General features: G+C 66.0%; 18 protein-coding genes. 9 read left to right on the top strand and 9 right to left on the bottom strand.

The genetic code is table 11. The features are described from left to right. Positions 1 to 12: 12 nt before the first annotated feature. The 9 genes from ACZ2IA_RS15595 to ACZ2IA_RS15555 form a co-directional block, all read right to left on the bottom strand. Positions 13 to 1,203, bottom strand: a complete 1,191-nt coding sequence (locus tag ACZ2IA_RS15595) for an MFS transporter (protein ID WP_470293509.1) — start codon at positions 1,201 to 1,203, stop codon at positions 13 to 15. Positions 1,204 to 1,259: 56 nt separating this feature from the next. Continuing rightward, positions 1,260 to 2,135 carry a transporter gene (locus ACZ2IA_RS15590; RefSeq protein WP_470293508.1) on the bottom strand — a complete coding sequence of 292 codons (876 nt, stop codon included), beginning with the start codon at positions 2,133 to 2,135 and terminating at the stop codon, positions 1,260 to 1,262. A gap of 138 nt (positions 2,136 to 2,273) precedes the next feature. Next, positions 2,274 to 3,257 (bottom strand): helix-turn-helix transcriptional regulator, encoded by a 984-nt coding sequence (locus ACZ2IA_RS15585; RefSeq protein WP_470293507.1) that lies wholly within the window; start codon positions 3,255 to 3,257, stop codon positions 2,274 to 2,276. Positions 3,258 to 3,544: 287 nt separating this feature from the next. Then, positions 3,545 to 4,915, bottom strand: a complete 1,371-nt coding sequence (locus tag ACZ2IA_RS15580) for an aspartate aminotransferase family protein (RefSeq protein WP_470293506.1) — start codon at positions 4,913 to 4,915, stop codon at positions 3,545 to 3,547. Positions 4,916 to 4,927: 12 nt separating this feature from the next. Next, positions 4,928 to 5,752, bottom strand: coding sequence for a molybdenum cofactor biosynthesis F family protein (locus tag ACZ2IA_RS15575; RefSeq protein WP_470293505.1), 825 nt, complete (start codon positions 5,750 to 5,752; stop codon positions 4,928 to 4,930). A 144-nt stretch (positions 5,753 to 5,896) separates the two neighbouring features. Further along, positions 5,897 to 6,424, bottom strand: coding sequence for a 4-hydroxyphenylacetate 3-monooxygenase, reductase component (hpaC, locus tag ACZ2IA_RS15570; protein WP_470293504.1), 528 nt, complete (start codon positions 6,422 to 6,424; stop codon positions 5,897 to 5,899). A 26-nt stretch (positions 6,425 to 6,450) separates the two neighbouring features. Continuing rightward, on the bottom strand, positions 6,451 to 8,013 hold the full coding sequence (hpaB, locus tag ACZ2IA_RS15565) for a 4-hydroxyphenylacetate 3-monooxygenase, oxygenase component (RefSeq protein WP_470293503.1): 1,563 nt from the start codon (positions 8,011 to 8,013) through the stop codon (positions 6,451 to 6,453). A gap of 235 nt (positions 8,014 to 8,248) precedes the next feature. Continuing rightward, positions 8,249 to 9,172, bottom strand: a complete 924-nt coding sequence (hpaA, locus tag ACZ2IA_RS15560; protein WP_470293502.1) for a 4-hydroxyphenylacetate catabolism regulatory protein HpaA — start codon at positions 9,170 to 9,172, stop codon at positions 8,249 to 8,251. After that, entirely contained in the window at positions 9,169 to 9,630 is a 462-nt protein-coding gene (locus ACZ2IA_RS15555) for a GlcG/HbpS family heme-binding protein (protein WP_470293501.1), read from the bottom strand. The genes hpaA and ACZ2IA_RS15555 overlap by 4 nt, the downstream gene beginning before the upstream one ends. A 595-nt stretch (positions 9,631 to 10,225) precedes the next feature. Here ACZ2IA_RS15555 and ACZ2IA_RS15550 point away from each other — a divergent pair. From ACZ2IA_RS15550 to ACZ2IA_RS15510, 9 genes are all read left to right on the top strand, one after another. Continuing rightward, complete coding sequence (locus ACZ2IA_RS15550) at positions 10,226 to 11,008, top strand: fumarylacetoacetate hydrolase family protein (protein WP_470293500.1); 783 nt, start codon at positions 10,226 to 10,228, stop codon at positions 11,006 to 11,008. Further along, positions 11,005 to 11,769, top strand: coding sequence for a fumarylacetoacetate hydrolase family protein (locus ACZ2IA_RS15545; RefSeq protein WP_470293499.1), 765 nt, complete (start codon positions 11,005 to 11,007; stop codon positions 11,767 to 11,769). The genes ACZ2IA_RS15550 and ACZ2IA_RS15545 overlap by 4 nt, the downstream gene beginning before the upstream one ends. Positions 11,770 to 11,823: 54 nt before the next feature. Further along, positions 11,824 to 13,281, top strand: coding sequence for a 5-carboxymethyl-2-hydroxymuconate semialdehyde dehydrogenase (gene hpaE, locus ACZ2IA_RS15540; RefSeq protein WP_470293498.1), 1,458 nt, complete (start codon positions 11,824 to 11,826; stop codon positions 13,279 to 13,281). Positions 13,282 to 13,487: 206 nt separating this feature from the next. Further along, complete coding sequence (gene hpaD / locus ACZ2IA_RS15535) at positions 13,488 to 14,333, top strand: 3,4-dihydroxyphenylacetate 2,3-dioxygenase (RefSeq protein ID WP_470293497.1); 846 nt, start codon at positions 13,488 to 13,490, stop codon at positions 14,331 to 14,333. Between the two features lie 24 nt (positions 14,334 to 14,357). Further along, complete coding sequence (locus tag ACZ2IA_RS15530; protein ID WP_470293496.1) at positions 14,358 to 14,738, top strand: tautomerase family protein; 381 nt, start codon at positions 14,358 to 14,360, stop codon at positions 14,736 to 14,738. 48 nt (positions 14,739 to 14,786) lie between these two features. Beyond that, positions 14,787 to 16,247, top strand: a complete 1,461-nt coding sequence (locus tag ACZ2IA_RS15525; protein ID WP_470293495.1) for an NAD-dependent succinate-semialdehyde dehydrogenase — start codon at positions 14,787 to 14,789, stop codon at positions 16,245 to 16,247. 10 nt (positions 16,248 to 16,257) lie between these two features. Beyond that, on the top strand, positions 16,258 to 17,061 hold the full coding sequence (gene hpaH / locus ACZ2IA_RS15520) for a 2-oxo-hept-4-ene-1,7-dioate hydratase (RefSeq protein WP_470293494.1): 804 nt from the start codon (positions 16,258 to 16,260) through the stop codon (positions 17,059 to 17,061). Between the two features lie 9 nt (positions 17,062 to 17,070). Then, positions 17,071 to 17,871: a 4-hydroxy-2-oxoheptanedioate aldolase gene (gene hpaI / locus ACZ2IA_RS15515; protein ID WP_470293493.1), complete on the top strand. Its 801-nt coding sequence runs from the start codon at positions 17,071 to 17,073 to the stop codon at positions 17,869 to 17,871. Positions 17,872 to 18,042: 171 nt separating this feature from the next. After that, a complete protein-coding gene (locus tag ACZ2IA_RS15510; protein WP_470293492.1) occupies positions 18,043 to 19,395 on the top strand; it encodes an MFS transporter in 1,353 nt (450 codons plus the stop codon). Positions 19,396 to 19,597: the final 202 nt, after the last annotated feature.

Below are 19,597 nucleotides of genomic sequence, written 5' to 3'. Positions count from 1 at the left end.
GGCCGAGGCGAGTCAGCGAAGGTTGGCCGAACCAAGTGCGCGGCCCTGCAAGGCGAGGATCAGCCCGAGTGAGACGGCGGCGACCACGACGGCGGTCACGAGCAGCGCGTGGAAATCACCGCCATTCGCCTCGATCAGCTGGCCGGCCAGCGCCGGGCCGATCGCTAGCCCTCCGCCAATCACCAGATTGGTGGTGCTCATCAGTCGGCCGGTGTGATCGACGCCGGCGAGCGTGGCGAGGATGAAGGGCAGTACGAAGGTCCACGCGTATTTGAAGCAGAAGGTGGCGAGCGCAAAGCGCGACGCGTCGGGCGTGCCGATCAGGAGCAGGACCGCGATGATCATCAAGCCGTAACCGCCCAGGAGCAGCCGCCCACGACCGACACGGTTGCCGATCGCCGACGCGCAGGCTGCCCCGACCACGCCGAGCAAGGTGGCGATGGCGAGGATGTTGCCCGAGGCCTGCGGCGAGATCGCCGCCTTCGCCGCGATCGCGCCGATGAAGGTCCACACCCCGCCCAGGCTGATATAGAAGGTCAGCACCGCCACGATGCCGATGGCCGCCTTGACCGCGAAGCCGGACGCGGCGAGGTTGGCCGAACCCGTAGGCGCAGGACGGCTGGCGACGGGCAGATGCCGCGCGAGCGGGCAGCTGAGCGCCATCAGCGCGGCAAGGATCAGGTAACCGACCGCGATGCCGTGGCGTTCGAACAGCGTCGGCAGAACTGCGAGGCCCAGCGCGCCCAGCGCCAGCTGTCCTATCAACCAGAAGCCGTAGACCCGGTCGGGATTGGGCGTCATCGCGGCGGCCGACAAGCACAGGATCATCAGCGAACCGCCCGCCAGCGCACTGACGAAACGCAGCACCAAGAGTGCGCCGTAGCCCGGTACCGCCGCCGAGGCAAGGTTGGCAGCGATGAACACGAGTGCAGCCACGAGCGCGGCGCGGCGCCAGTTCACCCGCGGTAGCCAGTAGTAGGCCGGCAGCGTGGCAAGGCTCATCGCGCCGAGTTCGGCCGAGAACAGGTTGCCGATCTGGACCGGCCCCAGGTGCAGCTGAGCCGCCAGTTGAGCGGCGATGGCCGGTGCCATCATCAGGACGGCGGGTACGATCGCGGCGAAGACGACGATGGCGGCCAGAGTGCCGGCGCCGGTCACCGCTTGCGGCGGCGTATCCAGCCGCGCTTCGGAGAGATTGCTCATTTGCTACTCCTTTGCAGTGTGTAGGGGGTATGCCCGGTGTGCGGGTCTGTTCGTATTCAGTAGACGTGAACGAAGCGCAGCATCGCCTGGGCGCTGTCGAAGGTGTTTTCGGATTCGACGTTCTTGGCGGCGGTGAACATCAGCTGATTCTGGCGGTCGAGCCAGTGGCCGATCTCGAAGCCGAGCTGGGTATAGCGCTGGCGCGTGTCGGACAGGTCCTGACCGTTCAGCTTCAGCGCGCCGCCCTGCGCGTAATAGAGGCGCAGCGCGCCGTAGGTGGCCGGGGTGAAGTCGTAGGAGGCGAAGGCCTGCAGCCGGTAGAGCGGCTCCTGTTTGAGCGTGCCGCCGTGGAAGTCGTCGTCGCGGCCGTAGAGCTGCGCCTCGAGCGAGCCTTCGAGCACCCAGTTCTTGCCGACGCCGCGCGTGTAGTTGAAGAGAAAGGTACCGCCCCAGCGGTTGGCGCCGGGCGAGACGTCCGGGTGCTGTGGGTCGTAGCGGCCGAGCGGCAGCGTGAGTAGCGACAACAGGCCGCCGTATTCGCGTGCCTCGGGGTGGTTGGCGAAGAACAGCGTGCCGCCGACCTGCGGGTCGCCGACGCCGGTAATGCTCTGGCTTTGTGCGCTGCCCGGCAGCCGCGCGTCGATATGCGCGGCCGGCACGATGAACTGCGGCGTGCATAGCGTGCCGCAAAGGTCGGTGAACCAGACCTGGCGGTAGGCGACCGCGTCGACGCTGAGATCGGCCGGGCCGACGTCGCCGGCCTTGCTGCGAAAACTGTCGGCGCGCGTCACCGGCAGGTAGAGCACGCCGAGCGACGTGCCGGGCGGCGCGCTGAAGAAGTCGCGCGCGTTGGTGTCGGCGGCGAACGCTCCACTACTCGCGGCGGTCAGCGCGAGCGCGGTACAGCTTAGAAAACGACTGACATCGTTCATCTTGCTAGGTCTCCTTTCGGGTGGGTCGGGTGTGGCTGGGGCCGGATTTCGCGCGCACGCTCCCCCGGCGGCGTGCCTGCGTGGGCGGGCTGCCGATCAGGACCTAGGGGTGGGGAGCGTCAGGCGGGTACCGGGGAATCAGGAAAACGGCGGCAGCTGGTGCAGTAGCTGGGCGATGCCGGCCTTGCCGTTGACGCCGAGCTTGGCGTAGATCGAGCGGATGTGATGGCGCACGGTGTTGGGCGACATGCCGAGCAGGCGGGCGATTTCCTTGTAGGTCTTGCCATCACCGAACAGCCGTGCGACGTCGCCCTCGCGCGCCGAGAGCTGCTCCATCGCGCAGCGATAGCGTGCGGTCAACAGATACAGGTCGTTGACCCGGCGTGCCTCGATGCTGAGGCGCCCGCCGTCGTAACCCTGCGGCCTGACCTTGGCTGGCAGTTGAGGACCGGCCCAGTCGGGCCACTCGGTCAGCAGTAGGTCGACAAAGCCCGCCTCGGCGCTATGCAGGATGCCGACCTGGTCGCACACGGCCATCGCGAGACGCGGTTCGGCCAAAGTATTGCGCAGCGCCTGCAGGGTACGGATCTGGTTCACCGATACCGCCGAAGCCAGGTGCGGCATCAGACAGGCCAAGAGTTCGCGGTCGGCGTCGTTAAAGCGCGCATCGCCCGGCGCGCGATAGAGCGCGAGGTGGTCGCTCAACTGGGTGACGGGGTCGACATGGATCACGCACAAGAGCTCGCCGATGCCGTGCCGTTCGCCGAGCCAGGCGAGGCCGGCCGGCGCGTCGGCGTCGCGCATGTCGACGATGACGGCGGTACCGGGCTCGGCGTGTACCCTGGCGACGGTCACGTCCTCGTGGCGGATTGCCTTCCAGTCGTCGATATAGGCGTCGGGCAAGCCGAACAGGAAGGAGCTGTGCTCGTGTGGGCCGTCCTCGGCCTGCGCCGCGCGGCCCCACCAGGCCTTGCCGAACGGCAACAGCGGTCGCAAGCATTCGAGCACGGTCTGGTGAAAGCGCTCGAGCGATTCCTCGCGCGCCAGGCGATAGATTTCGAGCAAGGCCGCGCTGAACTGCGCGAGGCTGGCGCTGGCTGTACCGCTGCACTGATCGGACATCCGTCTCTCCTTTGCATCACCGCGAACGCATCATGGCGTCCGTCTCTGTCTTGTTTGCAAGGGTGTTGGCCACCGAGCCATCTGCCCGGGCAAGCCTAGCCCCATGACTGCAGTGTGTTCGCCCCGACCGGGGTTTGGCTATCCTGCAGATGCGGGATGGTTAGCAGTTTGGCAGGGGGCCGCGACAACGCAAAAAGGGGCTGCCGAAGCAGCCCCTTTGCAAGGTGGTGACAAGCGTTAAACCCGGACGATCCGAACGGACGCCTGAACGGGTGTCCGCTAGCGCGTCATTCCACCAGCGTCGCCAGGCACTGGTCGAGCAGACGGTTGTGCAGCTCGATTTCTGCGCTGGTGATCGCCGGGCAAACCAGCACCATATTGTGGAACGGCGTCAGCAGCACGCCGCGGTTGAGCATGAACAGGTGCAGGTACGCTTCGAGCAGGCCGTTTCGCGCACGGTGCGCCTCGCCGCCGTTGCGCGGCGTGCGCGGCATGAACAGGTATTCACAACGCGCGCCGACCCGGGTCACGTGCCACGGCAGCCGGTGCTTGTCGATCAAGGCTCGCACGCCCTGCTCCAGCCGTTCGGCCAGGGACACCATGTGCGCGTAGTTCTTCTCTGTCATCACCTCGCTGAAAGTCGCGCGCATCGCCGCCAGTTGCAGCGCGCTGCCGGCCAAGGTGCCGCCGAAGCCGTAATGGTTGATCGGCTCGCCCGGCGTGAAGTGCGGCCGCACCCGCCAGATCCGCTCGGCCATCGCCGCGCTGACACCCCACACCGCTGCCGGGATGCCGCCGGCGATGCACTTGCCGAGCACGAAGAAGTCCGGCTCGAGGCCGTGCGCGGCGGTATAACCGCCCGGCCCGGTCGAGATGCTGTGGGTCTCGTCGATGATCAGCGGCACGTCGTAGCGGCGGGTCAGCTCGCGTAGCGCCGCATGGTAGCCCGGTGCCGGCGGCACCATGCCGATATTGGTCATGATCGGCTCGGTCAGCACGCAGGCGACGTCGCCGGCAGCCAGCGCCTGCTCCAGAGCGGCGATGTCGTTGAATTCGACCAGCCGGGTGGTCTCGTCGTGGTTCAGCCCGTTCGGGTGCACGCCGTCGCGCGGCACCATCCTGCCCTCTTCGTCGAGCTCGACCTGGGTCTCGTCGACGCTGCCGTGATAGTTGCCGTGGGTGGTGACCACCTTACGGCGGCCGGTGATCATCCGGCACAGCCGGATCACGAAGCGGTTGGCGTCGGTGGCCGAGGTGGTGACCTGCCAGTACGGCAGGCCGAAACGCCGGGCCAGCTCCCGCCCCACCCACAGGCTGTCCTCGGTCGGCAGCATCAGCGTAGCGCCCTGCTCGAGCTGGCACGAGATCGCCGCGGTGACAGCCGGCTGCGCGTGGCCGAACATCGCGCCGGTGTCGCCGAGCGCGAAGTCGACGTAGCGGTGGCCGTCGACATCGGTCAGCGTCGCGCCGCTGGCCGATTGCACATAGAGCGGGTACTTGCCCGGCCACTGCTGCATCCAGTGCAGCGGTGCACCGTACAGCCAGTGGCGCAGCCCCTCGCGGTAGCGCTGGCCGGACACCGGGTGGCTGTCCACGAAGCGGCTCATCTCCGCATCGAGCTGGCGGGCGACCCGGTTAAGATCGACTCCTAGCGTCATGGCGCTCTCCTTTCAGTCGTACCGGGTCAGGTTGAGCGGCTTGGCGTAGGCGCCCACCGGGAAGTTGGCCAAGGTGCTGAAGTCGTTGCCGCGGTAGCCGACGATCTTGCCGTCGGTCTTGTTGCGCTGCAGGTCGACCATCACCACGCCCAGCGTCGGGATGATCTTTTCGCGCCACACGAACAGGTAGAGCGACTCGTCGATCTTGTAGTAGTGGCAGCGATCGGTGTCGGCCAGGCCCTGCTCGGCGCCCTTCAGGCATTGCCAGCTGTAGAACTTGTCGTTGAGATAAACGTGCTCGTACTCTTCGGTGGCGCTGTAGGTGTACTGGATGCGCTGGCCGACCAGCTCGCGGGTCACCTCGTGGCGCGGCATGTCGGCGCTGACCGGGGCATCGATCGCGCCGTGCACGAAGCTAGCGGTCACCGCGGTCAGCTCGTCGCCGGCCAGCACCCGGCCGAACATGTCGCGGCGCGCCTCGGCCTCGGTCGGCAGTTCGCCGTAGACGGCGGTGAAGATGCCGCGGTTCAGGTCGAGCACCAGGCTGACGCTGCTCGCCCGTTCTTGCTGCGGGAGGTAGTCGACGAAGTAGATGCCGTCGCGCAGCGAGCTGGCGCGGTAGCGGTCGCGTCCTTCCTGGTCGTCACCCGTTGCGATGCGGGTCGACCAGGCCAGTTCTTCGGCGGTCGCGAAGCACAGCGTGGTCAGCCGGCCGTCGTCGGCGTGAAGCGTCAGCGTCTTGCCGGTCAGCTCCGTGCTGGTCGGCAGCGTGTTGTTGTCCGGGGCAAAGCCTTCGGCCAACTCGCCGACCTGAATCCATAGTGTCTGTTCGCTCATCGTCTTCTCCTTCACTTTGGTTGTGCAACGTTAGCTGAAGTCTAGGGAGCGGCGACGCGGGGCGGTATCCGCCGGAAGGATGACAAGGTGCGGACGAAAAAAGCCCGCGGCTGGCCGCGGGCGTCGAGAGGGTCGAACGGTGCTTCAGGCGGCGCGCATTTCCAGTTTGGCCGGGCGCTGTACGCGGTGGAAGTGGCGATCGAAGTACACCAGGCTGTCGCCGTGCTCCTGCACGCCGATCTCGTCCAGCTCGATCAGGAAGATCGAGTGGGTGCCGACTTCCTCGATGCGCTGGATACGGCCCTGCAGGCTGGCCAGGCTGCCCTTGAGCACCGGTACGCCGACGTCGCCCTCGTCCCAGATGTCCCAGGCAAAGCGTTCTTCCATCGACGAGCCGGTCATGCCGGCGAAATGCTTGGCCAGCTCTTCCTGCTCGCCGGACAGCACGTTGATGCACAGCTTGCCGTTGCGCTTGAACACCTCGTTCATCGCGCTGTTGCGGTTGATGCAGGCGAGCAAGGTCGGCGGGTTATCGGTGACCGAGCACACCGCGGTGGCGGTGATGCCGCAGCGGCCGCCTTCGCCGTCGGTTGTCAGGATGTTGACCGCCGCGGAAAACAGCGCCATCGCGTTGCGGAAGGTCTGACGGGTGGGGTCCAGGGGTGTCGCCATGATAGGTCTCCTGCGGTTGTCGGGTGCTACTGGCGGATGCGGTCGAGCGCGTTGATGTCGGTCGGGTTGGTCAGATGGTCGACCGTCCAGCCGTTCTCGTCGTAGTCGGCCAGGCACTGGTCGACCATGCCGATCATGCGCGCCATATTGCCGCTGCCCTGCGCGTGCCGCAGACACTGCAGACGGATCTCGTCCTGATTGCCGGCGTAGTTGATCTCGTACAGCTCGTGGCGGCCGCCGAACTCGCTGCCGATCGCGTCCCACAGCAGCTTCAGGATCTTGATCCGCTCCTTGTAGTCCATGCCGTTCGAGCCGCGCACGTACTGTTTCAGGTACTTGTCGATCGCCGGGTTCTGGAAGTCGCGCACGCCGGATGGCAGGTAGATCAGGCCGCTGGCGACCACCTGCTCGATGATCTTCTTGATTTCCGGGTAGGCCTGCGGGGTCAGCACGCGGTAGGCCTGCTGCGCCTCGGTGCTCGGCAGCCAGGCGCCGTTCTTCCACTCGGTGGCGTTACCGTGCATTGCATCAGTCAACGACCAGAACAAGTTGCGCCAGGCCGTCACTTCTCCGACTGCAGCCGACACGCCGCGAAAATCCAGCGAGCCGGTGCTCTGCAGCGCCTTCACCAGCAAGCCGGTGATGAAGTCGAGCTTCACCGCCAGGCGGGTGCAGCCCTGCATCGGGAACAGTCGGCCGAAACCGCCCTGCGGGAACCACTGGCGGCAGCGCTCGAAGTCGCGATAGATCAGCACGTTCTCCCACGGGATGAACACGTTATCCATCACCAGAATCGCGTCGTTCTCGTCGAAGCGGCTGGAGAGCGGATAGTCGAACGGGGAGCCGGCCACACCGGCGGCCAGTTCGTACGACGGCCGGCAGATCAGCTTCATGCCCTTGGTGTTCATCGGCGCGATGAACATCAGCGCGAAATCGGTGTTGTCGCCCAATACCTGCGCCGAACCCTGGCCGACGAAGTTGTAGTGGGTCAGCGCCGAATTGGTCGCGACCACCTTGGCGCCGCTGACGTAGATGCCTTCGTCGGTCTCCTTGTCGACCGAGATGTACACGTCGCGCACCTGGTCGACCGGCTTGTCGCGGTCGATCGGCGGGTTGACGATCGCGTGGTTCAGGTACAGGCAGGACTCCTGGATGCGCTTGTACCAGTCGCGGGCGTTCTGCTCGAACTTGCCGTAGAACTCGGGGTTGGAGCCAAGGGCCGTGCCGAACGCGGCCTTGTAGTCGGGGGTGCGGCCCATCCAGCCGTAGGTCAGACGCGACCAGGCGGCGATCGCATCGCGCTGCTGGCGCAGGTCGTCTGCACTTTTCGCGGCGCGGAAGAATTTGTGCGTGTAGCCGCCGTTGCCGGTGTCGGTGTCCCAGCACAGCTCATCCTTGGTGGCCGGGTCGTGCAGCGCGTCGTAGAGCTTGGCGATCGACGCGGCGGCGTTGCGGAAGGCCGGGTGGGTGGTGACGTCCTTGACGCGGTCGCCGTAGATGTAGATCTCGCGGTCGTCGCGCAGGCTCTGCAGGTATTCGGCGCCGGTAAACGGGCGCTTGCTGTCCGAACGGAAGTCTTCCGGTTTCACGCTGTTCTCCTCAGGTTTCTCGCTGCTTTGGTTTTGTCTCGTTCGTCAGGTCGGGATGAGTCCGCCTTGACCACGGTCAAATTTAAGCAGGCCGGCTGGGGTGATTGAATAGACTTTAGGTGGAATGAATTGTACTTTTCGTGGCAATGCTGCGATGGGGTTTGCCGGATAAGTCCCAGCGAAACAGGCTTTCTGTAGAAAGTGCAGGACTTTCCGTGGATAGTGCTGCCGCCGTTTACGCGTCGGCGGCCGCGACGTCCTGGCTGTTTTCCCGGTACAGGCTCGGCGTCTTACCGACGTAGCGCACGAAGAAGCGCGAGAAGTATGCCGGGTCCTTGAAGCCGAGATGGTAGGCGATCTCGTTGACCGACACGGCCGAGAACACCAGCAGCCGCTTGGCCTCCTGGATCAGCCTGTCGTGCACCAGCCGTTTCGACGAGAAGTCGGCCATGCGCCGGCAGATGTCGTTGAGGCGCGCCTCGGTCACGCCGATCTCGTCGGCGTAGCGCCACAGCGCCCAGTGCTCGCGGTAATGGCTTTCGATCAGCGCGTTGAAGCGGTGGTAGATCTGCAGGTCTTCGCGGCGGAAGTGCCGGTGCTCCTCGGCGTGGCTGGACAGGCGCAGGATGGACACCAGCAAGAGCTGGGTCAGCGCGCGCAGCGCCGCGTCCCTGCCCTTGCCGGTGCCGGCGAATTCCTCGCCCAGCAGCCGGATCAAGAGCTGCAGCCGTTCGGCCTCGCCGGCCAGCTCCGCCGGCAGCTTGCCCAGCTCGACGCAGAATGGATTCATCAGCCGCGATTCGGCCAGGTTCTTCGGCATCGTGTCGAGCAAGCCCCACACCAGCTCCTGGCGCAGCGTCAGCACGTGACCCTCGGTGTCCGACTCGGTGATGAAGGCGTGCGGCACCGTCGGCGGGGTCAGGAAGAATAGCGGGGCCTGGGCCAGGTACTGCTGCTCCTCGAGATAGAGGCGGATCTGGCCGGTCTCCAGATAGTGCAGCTGGAAAAAGCGATCGTGCCGGTGCACCGGCATATTGCGGCCGAAGAACTCGGCGAGCTTGCCGAACGCCTCGTAGTGGACCTGCGCCTCTTCGTAGCGCTGGTCGTAGACCTTGCCGATGTCGATGTTCGGGATCGGGGTGCGCGGCTGTTGGCTCATGGAGGGCTCCCGTTTCGGTTGGCGCCGGCCAGCATCGCGACGAGCCCTGCCTCGGCGCAGGCGATATCGTCCGCCTCCGAGGCGCCCGACACGCCGATGCCGCCGACGCGTTGTCCCTGATCGATGACTGCTAGGCCGCCGCCGAAGCCGGCGAAGCGCGGCCGCGACAAGAGGCCCAGTCGCAACGCTTCGGGCTTGTCGGCGAGCGCCGCCTGCCAGTCTGCGGTGGCGCGGCCGAAGCTGACCGCGGTATACACCTTGTCGATCGCGATGTCGACCGAATGCAGCGGCGCCCCGTCGCAGCGCAAGAAGGCCAGCAGCGTGCCGGCGGCATCGACGACCGCGACGTTGACGGCGAGACGGCGTTCCTGGGCATGGCGGATGGCGGCGCTGACACCGGCGAGCGCGGCTTCCGTCGTCAGGGTGGGCACGGGGCGGGTGAGCGTGAAGCGGGACATCGGGGGACTCCGTTCATAGTCGTCTAGGGCGCGACGCCTCTTCATAGGGGATCTCGAAAAACCTGCTGCGCAGCGCGGATGCTTCGTTGGGCGGTGCTCGAAATCCTCATGGACATTAAGTCCACTCCGGTTTCTGCGCTCCGTCCGCCTCGCCTGCGCGCCGCTCGCGACGGCTTTTCGAGATCCCCTTCTGCCTTGCTGTTGCTGTCTGGCCACGCCCGGCGGCCAAAACACCGAATCGTACCCGTCACCATCGTGGCCGAAACGACGGAGCCGCTGTCTGGCAAAGTCAGTCGCCACGGGTATTTGGCCGGGCTGACCACCCTCGCTTCCATGGCGGCCGACACTTCTACAGGTAGGCATGATGCGCGGCACATCTGCCATGAAAAGTACCAGTCGTTTACCGGAAAGTGCCCCGACCTATTGTCATTATCGTGTTTACCGGCATGGAGCCGTGAGTGGGACTGAGACAAGACGGTTGACGTCGCCCGATAAAGTTAACATATTAAATAAAAAGCTCAAGCCCATCGCGAAAGTACCGGGCTTGCCGCACAGACCGCGCCGCATCCGCAGGGCGAATAAAAGAGGAACCGACATGAAGCAAGGCAGGATAGTGATCGACCATCTTGCAAGCCCGGTCACGGCATTGCCGGACGGCGGCCTGCAGCTGGACAACGGCAACCCGGTGCTGGACGCGCCGCAGTGGCTCGCACCGGTGACCGGCACCATCTACGGTGTGGCGCTGAACCACCGCGAGTTGCTCGACTCGCTGGAGGCGGCCTTCCACGATGCGCCGTACAAGACCCCGCCGAAGACCCCGGTGCTGTTCATCAAGACCCGCAACACCCAGATCGGCCACGGCGCTCCGATCCCGTTTCCGAACGGCGTCGAGCGCATCCAGCCGGGTGGCGCGCTGGGCGTGGTGATCGGCAAGCAGGCGCGCAAGGTCGATGAGGCCGAGGCGCTCGACTATGTCGCCGGCTACACGGTGGTGAACGAGGTCAGCCTGCCGGAGGACAGCTTCTACCGCCCGGCGGTGAAGGCCAAGTGTCGCGACGGTTTCTGCCCGATCGGCCCGCTGGTGGTCGACGCGGCCGACATTGCCGACCCGGATGACCTGACGATCCGCACCTATGTGAACGGCGAGCGGGTCGAAACCAGCCATACCGCCGACCTGGTGCGCGGCGTGCCGGCGCTGATCGCGCAGCTTAGCCAGTTCATGACGCTGGAGCCGGGTGACCTGCTGATCACCGGCACGCCGCTGCGCCGCGTCGACCTGAAAGCGGGCGACGTCGTTGCTATAGAGATCGACGGCATCGGCCGCCTGGAAAACCCCGTCATCGCCGAAGAGACCGTGAAAGAAGAGGCCCAGCCATGAAACACGCCCGCATCCGCTACCAGGGCCAGACCCATAACGTGACGGTGAACGACGACCATTCGGTTGCCCTGCCCGACGGCACGCAGTTGGCCGAAAGCGCGGTCGAATGGCTGCCGCCGGCGCAGGGCACCGTGTTCGCGCTCGGTCTCAACTACGCCGACCACGCCGCCGAACTCGCGTTCAAGGCGCCGACCGAGCCGCTGGTCTTCCTGAAGTCGCCGTCCACCCTGACCGGCCACCGCCAGGTGTCGGTGCGGCCGGACAACGTCGACTACATGCACTACGAGTGCGAGCTGGTGGTGCTGATCGGCAAGACCGCCAAGAACGTCAAGCGCGAAGACGCGATGGACTATGTCGCCGGCTACAGCGTCTGCAACGACTACGCGGTGCGCGACTTCCTCGAGAACTACTACCGACCGAATCTGCGCGTGAAGAACCGCGACACGCTGACGCCGATCGGGCCGTGGTGGATCGACAAGGCCGACGTGCCCGACCCGGCGAACCTGACCCTGCGCACCTATGTGAACGGCGAGCTGCGCCAGCAGGGCAATACCCGCGACATGGTGTTCGACATCCCCTTCCTGATCGAATACCTCAGCGGCTTCATGACGCTGTCGCCGGGTGACATGATCGCCACCGGCACGCCGGAGGGCCTGTCCGACGTGGTGCCGGGCGACGAGGTGATCGTCGAGGTCGAAGGCGTCGGCCGCCTCGCCAACCGCATCGTCAGCCAAGCCGATTACGAACGCCAGCTGGCCTAACCCCATTCAGGCCGGCGGGGCTGCCCTTTCGGCCAACCTAGCTAGGAGCAGTAAATGATCAAGCACTGGATCAACGGCCGCGAGGTCGAAAGCGCGGAAACCTTCCAGGACTTCAACCCGGCCACCGGCGAGCTGATTACCGAAGTGGCGTCGGGCGGCGAGGCGGAAATCAACGCCGCCGTCGCCGCCGCGAAGGAAGCGTTCCCAAAGTGGGCCAACACCCCGGCCAAGGAGCGCGCGCGCCTGATGCGCAAGCTCGGCGAGCTGATCGATGCGAACGTGCCGAAGCTGGCCGAACTGGAAACGCTCGACACCGGCCTGCCAATTCACCAGACCAAGAACGTGCTGATCCCGCGCGCCTCGCACAACTTCGATTTCTTCGCCGAGGTGTGCACCCGCATGGACGGCCACACCTACCCGGTCGACGACCAGATGCTCAACTACACGCTGTACCAGCCGGTCGGCGTATGCGGCCTGGTGTCGCCGTGGAACGTGCCGTTCATGACCGCCACCTGGAAGACCGCGCCTTGCCTGGCTCTGGGCAACACCGCGGTACTGAAGATGTCCGAGCTGTCGCCGCTGACCGCCAACGAGCTCGGTCGGCTGGCGCTGGAAGCCGGCCTCCCGCCGGGCGTGCTGAACGTGGTGCAGGGCTACGGCGCCACCGCCGGTGACGCGCTGGTTCGCCATCCTGACGTGCGCGCGGTGTCGTTCACCGGCGGCACCGCTACCGGCCGCAAGATCATGCAGAACGCCGGGCTGAAGAAGTTCTCGATGGAGCTCGGCGGCAAGTCGCCGGTGCTGATCTTCGACGATGCCGACCTCCGTCGCGCGCTCGACGCCGCGCTGTTCACCATCTTCTCGCTCAATGGCGAGCGCTGCACCGCAGGCAGCCGCATCTTCATCCAGGAAAGCGTCTACGACCAGTTCGTCGAGGAATTCGCCGCCCGCGCCGGCCGCCTGATCGTCGGCGACCCACAGGACCCGAACACCCAGGTCGGCTCGATGATCACCAAGGCGCACTACGACAAGGTCACCGGCTACATCAAGATCGGCATCGAGGAAGGCGCCAAGCTTGTCGCCGGCGGCCTGGAGCGCCCGGACGTGCCGGCGCATCTTGCCAAAGGCAACTTCATCCGCCCGACCGTGTTCGCCGACGTCGACAACCGGATGCGCATCGCGCAGGAAGAGATTTTCGGCCCGGTGGTGTGCCTGATGAAGTTCAAGGACGAGGCCGAGGCGCTGCGTCTGGCGAACGACGTCGAGTATGGCCTGGCGTCGTACATCTGGACGCAGGACATCGGCAAGGCACATCGCCTCGCCCGCGGCATCGAGGCCGGCATGGTGTTCATCAACAGCCAGAACGTGCGCGACCTGCGCCAGCCGTTCGGCGGCGTGAAGGCGTCCGGCACCGGCCGCGAGGGCGGCGCGTACAGCTTCGAGGTGTTCGCCGAGGTCAAGAACGTCTGCATCTCGATGGGCAGCCACCACATCCCGCGCTGGGGCGTGTAAGAGCCTGTTCAGAATCTGTCGCGAGCGGCCCTCAGCGGGGTGAAGAGCAGCACAGAAACCGGAATGGACGTGGTGTCCATGAGGATTTCGAGCAGCGCATGAGCCCCGATCAGGGCCGCGCAGCAAGATTATGAACAGGCTCTAAGAACGGGCCCGCCCCGACATCTGCCCGGGGCGGAGAAATCAAGAAACCTGAGGAGAAACCCATGGGCAAACTCGCCCTGGCGGCCAAGATCACCCACGTCCCGTCGATGTATTTGTCGGAGCTGCCCGGCCCGAACCACGGTTGCCGCGAGGCGGCGATCGACGGCCACAAGGCCATCGGCCAGCGCTGCCGCGACCTCGGCGTCGACACCATCGTGGTGTTCGACACGCACTGGCTGGTCAACAGCGCCTACCACATCAACTGTGGCGAGAAGTTTGAAGGCGTCTACACCAGTAACGAGCTGCCGCACTTCATCCGCGACATGACGTTCTCGTACGACGGCAACCCGCTGCTCGGCGAGCTGATCGCGAAGAAAGCCGTCGAGCGCGGCGTGCGCGCGCAGGCGCACAACATCCCGAGCCTGGAGCTGGAATACGGCACGCTGGTGCCGATGCGCTACATGAACGGCGACCAGCACTTCAAGGTGGTGTCGGTCGCCGGCTGGTGCAATGCCCACTCGCTCGAAGACAGCAAGACCTTCGGCGAGGCGGTGCGCGCCGCGATCGACGCGTACGACGGCACCGTCGCGGTGTTCGCCAGCGGCTCGCTGTCGCACTACTTCATCCCCGACCGCCGCGCGGTGAAAGGCATGAACTCGTACTCGCGCGAGTTCGACCGCCAGGTCGACCTCCGGGTCGTCGAGCTGTGGAAGCAGGGCCGCTTCAAGGAGTTCTGCGCGATGCTGCCCGAGTACGCCGAGTACTGCTACGGCGAGGGCAAGATGCACGACACCGCGATGCTGCTCGGCCTCTTGGGCTGGGACGGCTACGACAAGCCGGTGGAGGTGATCACCGAGCTGTTCCCGAGCTCCGGCACCGGCCAGATCAACGCAATCTTTCCCATTTAATTTGGCCCCGCTTAGGAGCGCACCATGCCGCACTTCATCGTCGAATGCACCGACAACATCAAGGGTTCGGCCAACCTTCCCGGCCTGTTCGAACAGGTACACGAGTATCTGGCCGGCACCGGCCTGTTCCCTATCGGCGGCATCCGCAGCCGCGCCCTGTGGCTCGACACCTACCGGATGGCCGACGGCGAGGAGGATTACGCCTTCGTGCACATGACGCTGAAGATCGGCGCCGGCCGTTCGCTCGAAGACCGCAAGCGGGTCGGCGACGAGCTGTTCAAGCTGATCAAGGCGCACTTCGCGCCGCTGTTCGAGCTAGGGTATCTCGCGCTGTCGTTCGAGTTGGCCGAACTGCATCCCGAGCTCAACTACAAGCACAACAACGTGCACCAGCGCTTCAAGTAGGCGGCAGATGGCGCCCCCTTTCCCGAGATTCCGTCCGCAAAGAGACCGATGAAACTTCAATACCCCACCCTGCTGCAGACCCAGGCCTATATCGGCGGCGTCTGGGACAGCGGCGAGCAGCACATCACCTTCGCCGTCACCGACCCGGCCAGCGGCGAGACGCTGGCCGAGGTGGCCGACCTGTCCGCCGCCGACACCGAGCGCGCGATTGCCGCGGCCGAGGCGGCGCAGCCCGCCTGGCGCGCGCAGCCGGCCAAGGCGCGCGCGCAGGTGCTGCGCCGCTGGTACGAGCTGATCATGCAGCACCAGGACGACCTGGCTCTGATCCTGAGCCGCGAACAGGGCAAGCCGCTGGCTGAGAGCCGCGGCGAGATCGCCTACGGCGCGAGCTTCATCGAGTGGTTTGCCGAAGAGGCCAAGCGCGCGTACGGCGACGTGATCCCGAGCCCGGCCGCCGACAAGCGGCTGGTGACGATCAAGCAGCCGATCGGCGTGGTCGCGGCGATCACGCCGTGGAACTTCCCGAACGCGATGATCACCCGCAAGGTCGGCCCGGCGTTGGCCGCCGGCTGCACCGTCGTCGTCAAACCGGCCGCCGAGACGCCGCTGTCGGCGCTGGCGCTGGCCGAGTTGGCCGAACGCGCCGGCGTGCCGGCCGGGGTGCTCAACGTGGTGACCGGCACCCGCGCCGCCGAGATCGGCGCGGCGCTGACCGCCAGCCCGGTGGTGCGCAAGCTCAGCTTCACCGGCTCGACCCGCATCGGCAAGCTCTTGATGGAACAGTGCGCCGGCACGGTGAAGAAGCTCGGGCTGGAGCTGGGCGGCAACGCGCCGTTCATCGTGTTCGACGACGCCGACCTCGACGCCGCGGTACAGGGCGCGCTGGCGTCCAAGTTCCGCAACACCGGCCAGACCTGCGTCTGCGCCAACCGCCTGCTGGTTCAGGACGGCGTCTACGACGCGTTTGCCGCCAAGTTGGCCGAAGCGGTGCGCCAGCTGGAAGTCGGCCCGGCCGTCGCCGGCGATGTGCAGCAGGGCCCGCTGATCAATGCGCGCGCGGTCGCCAAGGTGGCCGAGCACGTCGACGACGCGCTGTCCAAGGGGGCCCGTATCGTCACCGGCGGCAAGCCGCACGAGCTCGGCGGCAACTTCTTCGAGCCGACCGTGCTCGCCGACGTCGACGACACCATGCTGGTCGCGCGCGAGGAAACCTTCGGCCCGCTCGCGCCGCTATTCCGTTTTAAAACCGAGCAAGACGCGATCCGCCTCGCCAACGCCACCGAGTTCGGCCTCGCCGCGTATTTCTACAGTCGCGATATCGGCCGGATCTGGCGCGTCGCCGAGGCGATCGAGGCCGGCATGGTCGGCATCAACGAAGGAATCATCTCGACCGAGGTCGCCCCGTTCGGCGGCATCAAGGAGTCGGGCCTGGGCCGCGAGGGCTCGAAGTACGGCCTCGAGGACTTCATGGAAATCAAATATTTGTGCTTCGGCGGCCTGAACGCCTGAGGAGACCCGCATGCTGAGTCAAGACATCATCGAGCAGACCGCCCGCCGGCTGCACCAGGCCGAAAAGGCGCGCGAGCAGATCCGCCAGATCTCGCTCGACTACCCGGACATCACCATCGAAGACGCGTACAAAATCCAGCGCACCTGGGTCGACATGAAGTTGGCCGAAGGCCGCACCGTGAAGGGCCACAAGATCGGCCTGACCTCGCGCGCGATGCAGATGTCGTCGCAGATCGACGAGCCGGATTACGGCACGTTGCTCGACGACATGTTCTTCAACGACGGCTCGGACATCCCGGCCGGCCGCTTCATCGTGCCGCGTGTCGAGGTCGAGCTGGCGTTCATCCTCGGCAAGCCGTTGCGCGGCCCGAACGTGACGCTGTTCGACGTCTACAACGCCACCGAATACGTGATCCCGGCGCTCGAGATCATCGACGCGCGCAGCCAGTCGATCGACCCGGAGAGCAAGCGGCCGCGCAAGGTGTTCGACACCATTTCCGACAACGCCGCCAACGCCGGCGTGGTGATGGGCGGCCGTCCGGTGAAGCCGTCCGAGCTGGACCTGCGCTGGGTGTCCGCGCTGATGTACCGCAACGGCGTGATCGAGGAATCCGGCGTCGCCGCCGCGGTGCTCAACCATCCGGCCAACGGCGTCGCGTGGCTCGCCAACAAGCTGGCGCCGTTCGACGTCCGCTTGCAGCCGGGCCAGGTGATCCTCGGCGGCTCGTTCACCCGCCCGGTGCCGGCGCGCGCCGGCGACACCTTCCACGTCGACTACGGCCCGCTCGGCGCGATCAGCTGCCGCTTCGTCTGAGGAGAACCCATGCAAGTCCCCCTGAATACCTTCAAAGCCGCGCTGAAAAACGGCGAGGTGCAGATCGGCCTGTGGCTGGGCCTGGCTGACCCGTACAGCGCCGAGCTGTTGGCCGGCGCCGGCTTCGACTGGCTGTTGATCGACGGAGAGCACGCGCCGAACGATCTGCGCACCATCCTCGGCCAGCTGCAGGCGCTGGCACCCTACCCCTCGCACGCCATCGTGCGGCCGGCCTGGAACGACCCGGTGCTGATCAAGCAGCTGCTCGACATCGGCGCGCAGACCTTGCTGCTGCCGATGGTGCAGAGCGCGGAAGAAACCGCGCAGGCGGTGGCGTCGACCCGCTACCCGACCCGCGGCATCCGCGGAGTCGGCAGCGCCTTGGCGCGCGCCTCGCGCTGGAACCGCATCCCCGGTTATCTGAAGGAGGCGGAAGAGCAGCTGTGCGTGTTGGTGCAGATCGAGACGCAAGCAGGCCTCGACAATCTCGACGCGATCGCGGCGACCGAGGGCGTCGACGGCATCTTCATCGGTCCGGCCGACCTGTCGGCCGACCTCGGCTACCTGGGCCAGCCCGGTCATCCGGAGGTGCAGGCCGCGATCGAGGACGCGATCGTGCGCATCCGCCGCCACGGCAAGGCGGCCGGCATCCTCAGCGCCGACGAGAAGCTGGCTCGCCGCTATATCGAGCTGGGCGCGCAGTTCGTCGCGGTCGGCGTCGACACCACCCTGCTCGCCCGCACCGCCGAGGCGTTGGCCGGCCGCTTCAAGGGCGGCACGGCGGCCGAGGTCAAGGACGGCGTGTACTGAGGTGTATTGAACTGGGGCCGGCTTGCCTGGGGCAGCCGGCCGGTTTTTTAGCCTGTAGTTAACATCTTAATAAAAACGCCATGAGCTGACGCAGCAGACGCCACGCCGCCGCCACACCGATAAAACCAGGCGGCGCGACACCCACCACCCACGCTCTACAGAGGAGAAACCATGAGCATGGAAAAAATGGCCCGCGCGGGCTACCGGGACGCCGTGCCCGACCACGACCCGCTTGCCGTCCAGCGCCGGCTCGAGCAGGCGGTGGTGAAGAAAATCTCCCGCCGCCTGATCGGCTTTCTGTTCGTGCTGTTCGTCTTTTCCTTCCTCGACCGGATCAATATCGGCTTCGCCGGCCTGACGATGGGCAAGAGCATGGGGCTGACCGCCACCGAGTTCGGCTTCGCCACCACCGTGTTCTACATCGCCTACGTGCTGTGCGGCGTGCCGAGCAACATCATGCTCGGCAAGGTCGGTGCGCGGCGCTGGATGGCCGCCATCATGATCGCGTGGGGCATCGCGTCGACCGCCACGATGTTCGCGCACGACGCGCACTCGCTGTACCTGCTGCGCGTGCTGGTCGGCATCACCGAGGCGGGCTTCCTGCCGGGCATGCTGCTGTATCTGACCTACTGGTTTCCGGCCGTGTACCGCGCCCGCGCCAACGCGCTGTTTATGATCGCGATGCCGGCCACCACGGCGTTCGGTTCGGTGTTGTCGGGTTACATTCTGGGGCTGGACGGGCTGCATGGCCTCGCCGGCTGGCAGTGGCTGTTCCTGCTCGAGGGGGCGCCGTCGGTGGTGCTGGGGCTGGCGGTGTGGTGCTACCTCGACGACGGCCCGGCCAAGGCCAAGTGGCTGAGCACAGAAGAGAAAGCCTGCCTCGACAAGATGCTGGATGCAGAACAAGGGGCCGACGCGAAGGCCGCCGATTCGGCCAACGTCTGGCGCGAGCTGTTCTCGCCCGGCGTGATCAAGTTCGCGCTCGGTTACTTCTTCCTCGTCAACACGCTCGGCATGGTCAATACCTGGGCGCCGCAGATCGTGAAGAGCTTCAACGCCGGCAGCAGCAACGCCACCATCGGCCTGCTCACCGCGATTCCACAGCTGTGCACGATCACCGGGATGATCGTCTGGGGTGCCCGCTCGGACCGCCGCCAGGAGCGCAAGTGGCATATCGTGTGGCCGATGCTATTCGCGGCCGCCGGCTGGCTGACCACCGCGCTCGCCGCCGACCCCATCGTGCGCCTCGCCGGCCTGTGCATGGCGTCGACCGGGGCGTTCACCGCGATGGCGATTTTCTGGACCGCGCCGGACAGCGTGCTATCGCTGAGCGCCCGCGCGGTCGGCATCGCGGTGATCAACGCCGCCGGCAACGTCGGCGGCGCGCTCAACGCGGTGTTGATCGGCTACCTGCACGATCTCACGCAGAGCTTCACCTCGGGACTCCTCTACGCGGTCGCCGTGCTGGTACTCGGCGCCCTGGTCGTGATGACGCTGCCTATCGGCCAGTCCACACGCCGCTGACCATGACCCGACTCTAGCCTGTTCATAATCTTGCTGCGCGGCCCTGATCGGGGCTCAGGCGCTCGGCGTGCGAATCTATTGATTCGCTCAGCGATCAGAAATCCTCATGGACTTCAATGTCCATTCCGGTTTCTGCGCTGCTCTTCACCCCCGCTGAGGGCAGCTCGCGACAGATTCTGAACAGGCTATGGGCCCGGCTCCC

Source organism: Crenobacter sp. CS_VA4 (assembly GCF_055597485.1).
The sequence above is the reverse complement of the archived record's forward strand: the minus strand, read 5'-3'. Positions and strand labels throughout refer to the sequence as shown.

Bases quoted from the DNA above. Each gene is read 5' to 3' on its own strand.
- ACZ2IA_RS15580 (WP_470293506.1), bottom strand. From the start codon at position 4,915: ATGACGCTAGGAGTCGATCTTAACCGGGTCGCCCGCCAGCTCGATGCG.
- hpaC (WP_470293504.1), bottom strand. From the start codon at position 6,424: ATGGCGACACCCCTGGACCCCACCCGTCAGACCTTCCGCAACGCGATG.
- hpaA (WP_470293502.1), bottom strand. From the start codon at position 9,172: ATGAGCCAACAGCCGCGCACCCCGATCCCGAACATCGACATCGGCAAG.
- ACZ2IA_RS15550 (WP_470293500.1), top strand. From the start codon at position 10,226: ATGAAGCAAGGCAGGATAGTGATCGACCATCTTGCAAGCCCGGTCACG.
- hpaD (WP_470293497.1), top strand. From the start codon at position 13,488: ATGGGCAAACTCGCCCTGGCGGCCAAGATCACCCACGTCCCGTCGATG.
- ACZ2IA_RS15595 (WP_470293509.1), bottom strand. From the start codon at position 1,203: ATGAGCAATCTCTCCGAAGCGCGGCTGGATACGCCGCCGCAAGCGGTG.
- ACZ2IA_RS15545 (WP_470293499.1), top strand. From the start codon at position 11,005: ATGAAACACGCCCGCATCCGCTACCAGGGCCAGACCCATAACGTGACG.
- ACZ2IA_RS15510 (WP_470293492.1), top strand. From the start codon at position 18,043: ATGAGCATGGAAAAAATGGCCCGCGCGGGCTACCGGGACGCCGTGCCC.
- hpaI (WP_470293493.1), top strand. From the start codon at position 17,071: ATGCAAGTCCCCCTGAATACCTTCAAAGCCGCGCTGAAAAACGGCGAG.
- ACZ2IA_RS15525 (WP_470293495.1), top strand. From the start codon at position 14,787: ATGAAACTTCAATACCCCACCCTGCTGCAGACCCAGGCCTATATCGGC.
- ACZ2IA_RS15585 (WP_470293507.1), bottom strand. From the start codon at position 3,257: ATGTCCGATCAGTGCAGCGGTACAGCCAGCGCCAGCCTCGCGCAGTTC.
- ACZ2IA_RS15530 (WP_470293496.1), top strand. From the start codon at position 14,358: ATGCCGCACTTCATCGTCGAATGCACCGACAACATCAAGGGTTCGGCC.
- ACZ2IA_RS15590 (WP_470293508.1), bottom strand. From the start codon at position 2,135: ATGAACGATGTCAGTCGTTTTCTAAGCTGTACCGCGCTCGCGCTGACC.
- hpaH (WP_470293494.1), top strand. From the start codon at position 16,258: ATGCTGAGTCAAGACATCATCGAGCAGACCGCCCGCCGGCTGCACCAG.
- hpaE (WP_470293498.1), top strand. From the start codon at position 11,824: ATGATCAAGCACTGGATCAACGGCCGCGAGGTCGAAAGCGCGGAAACC.
- ACZ2IA_RS15555 (WP_470293501.1), bottom strand. From the start codon at position 9,630: ATGTCCCGCTTCACGCTCACCCGCCCCGTGCCCACCCTGACGACGGAA.
- ACZ2IA_RS15575 (WP_470293505.1), bottom strand. From the start codon at position 5,752: ATGAGCGAACAGACACTATGGATTCAGGTCGGCGAGTTGGCCGAAGGC.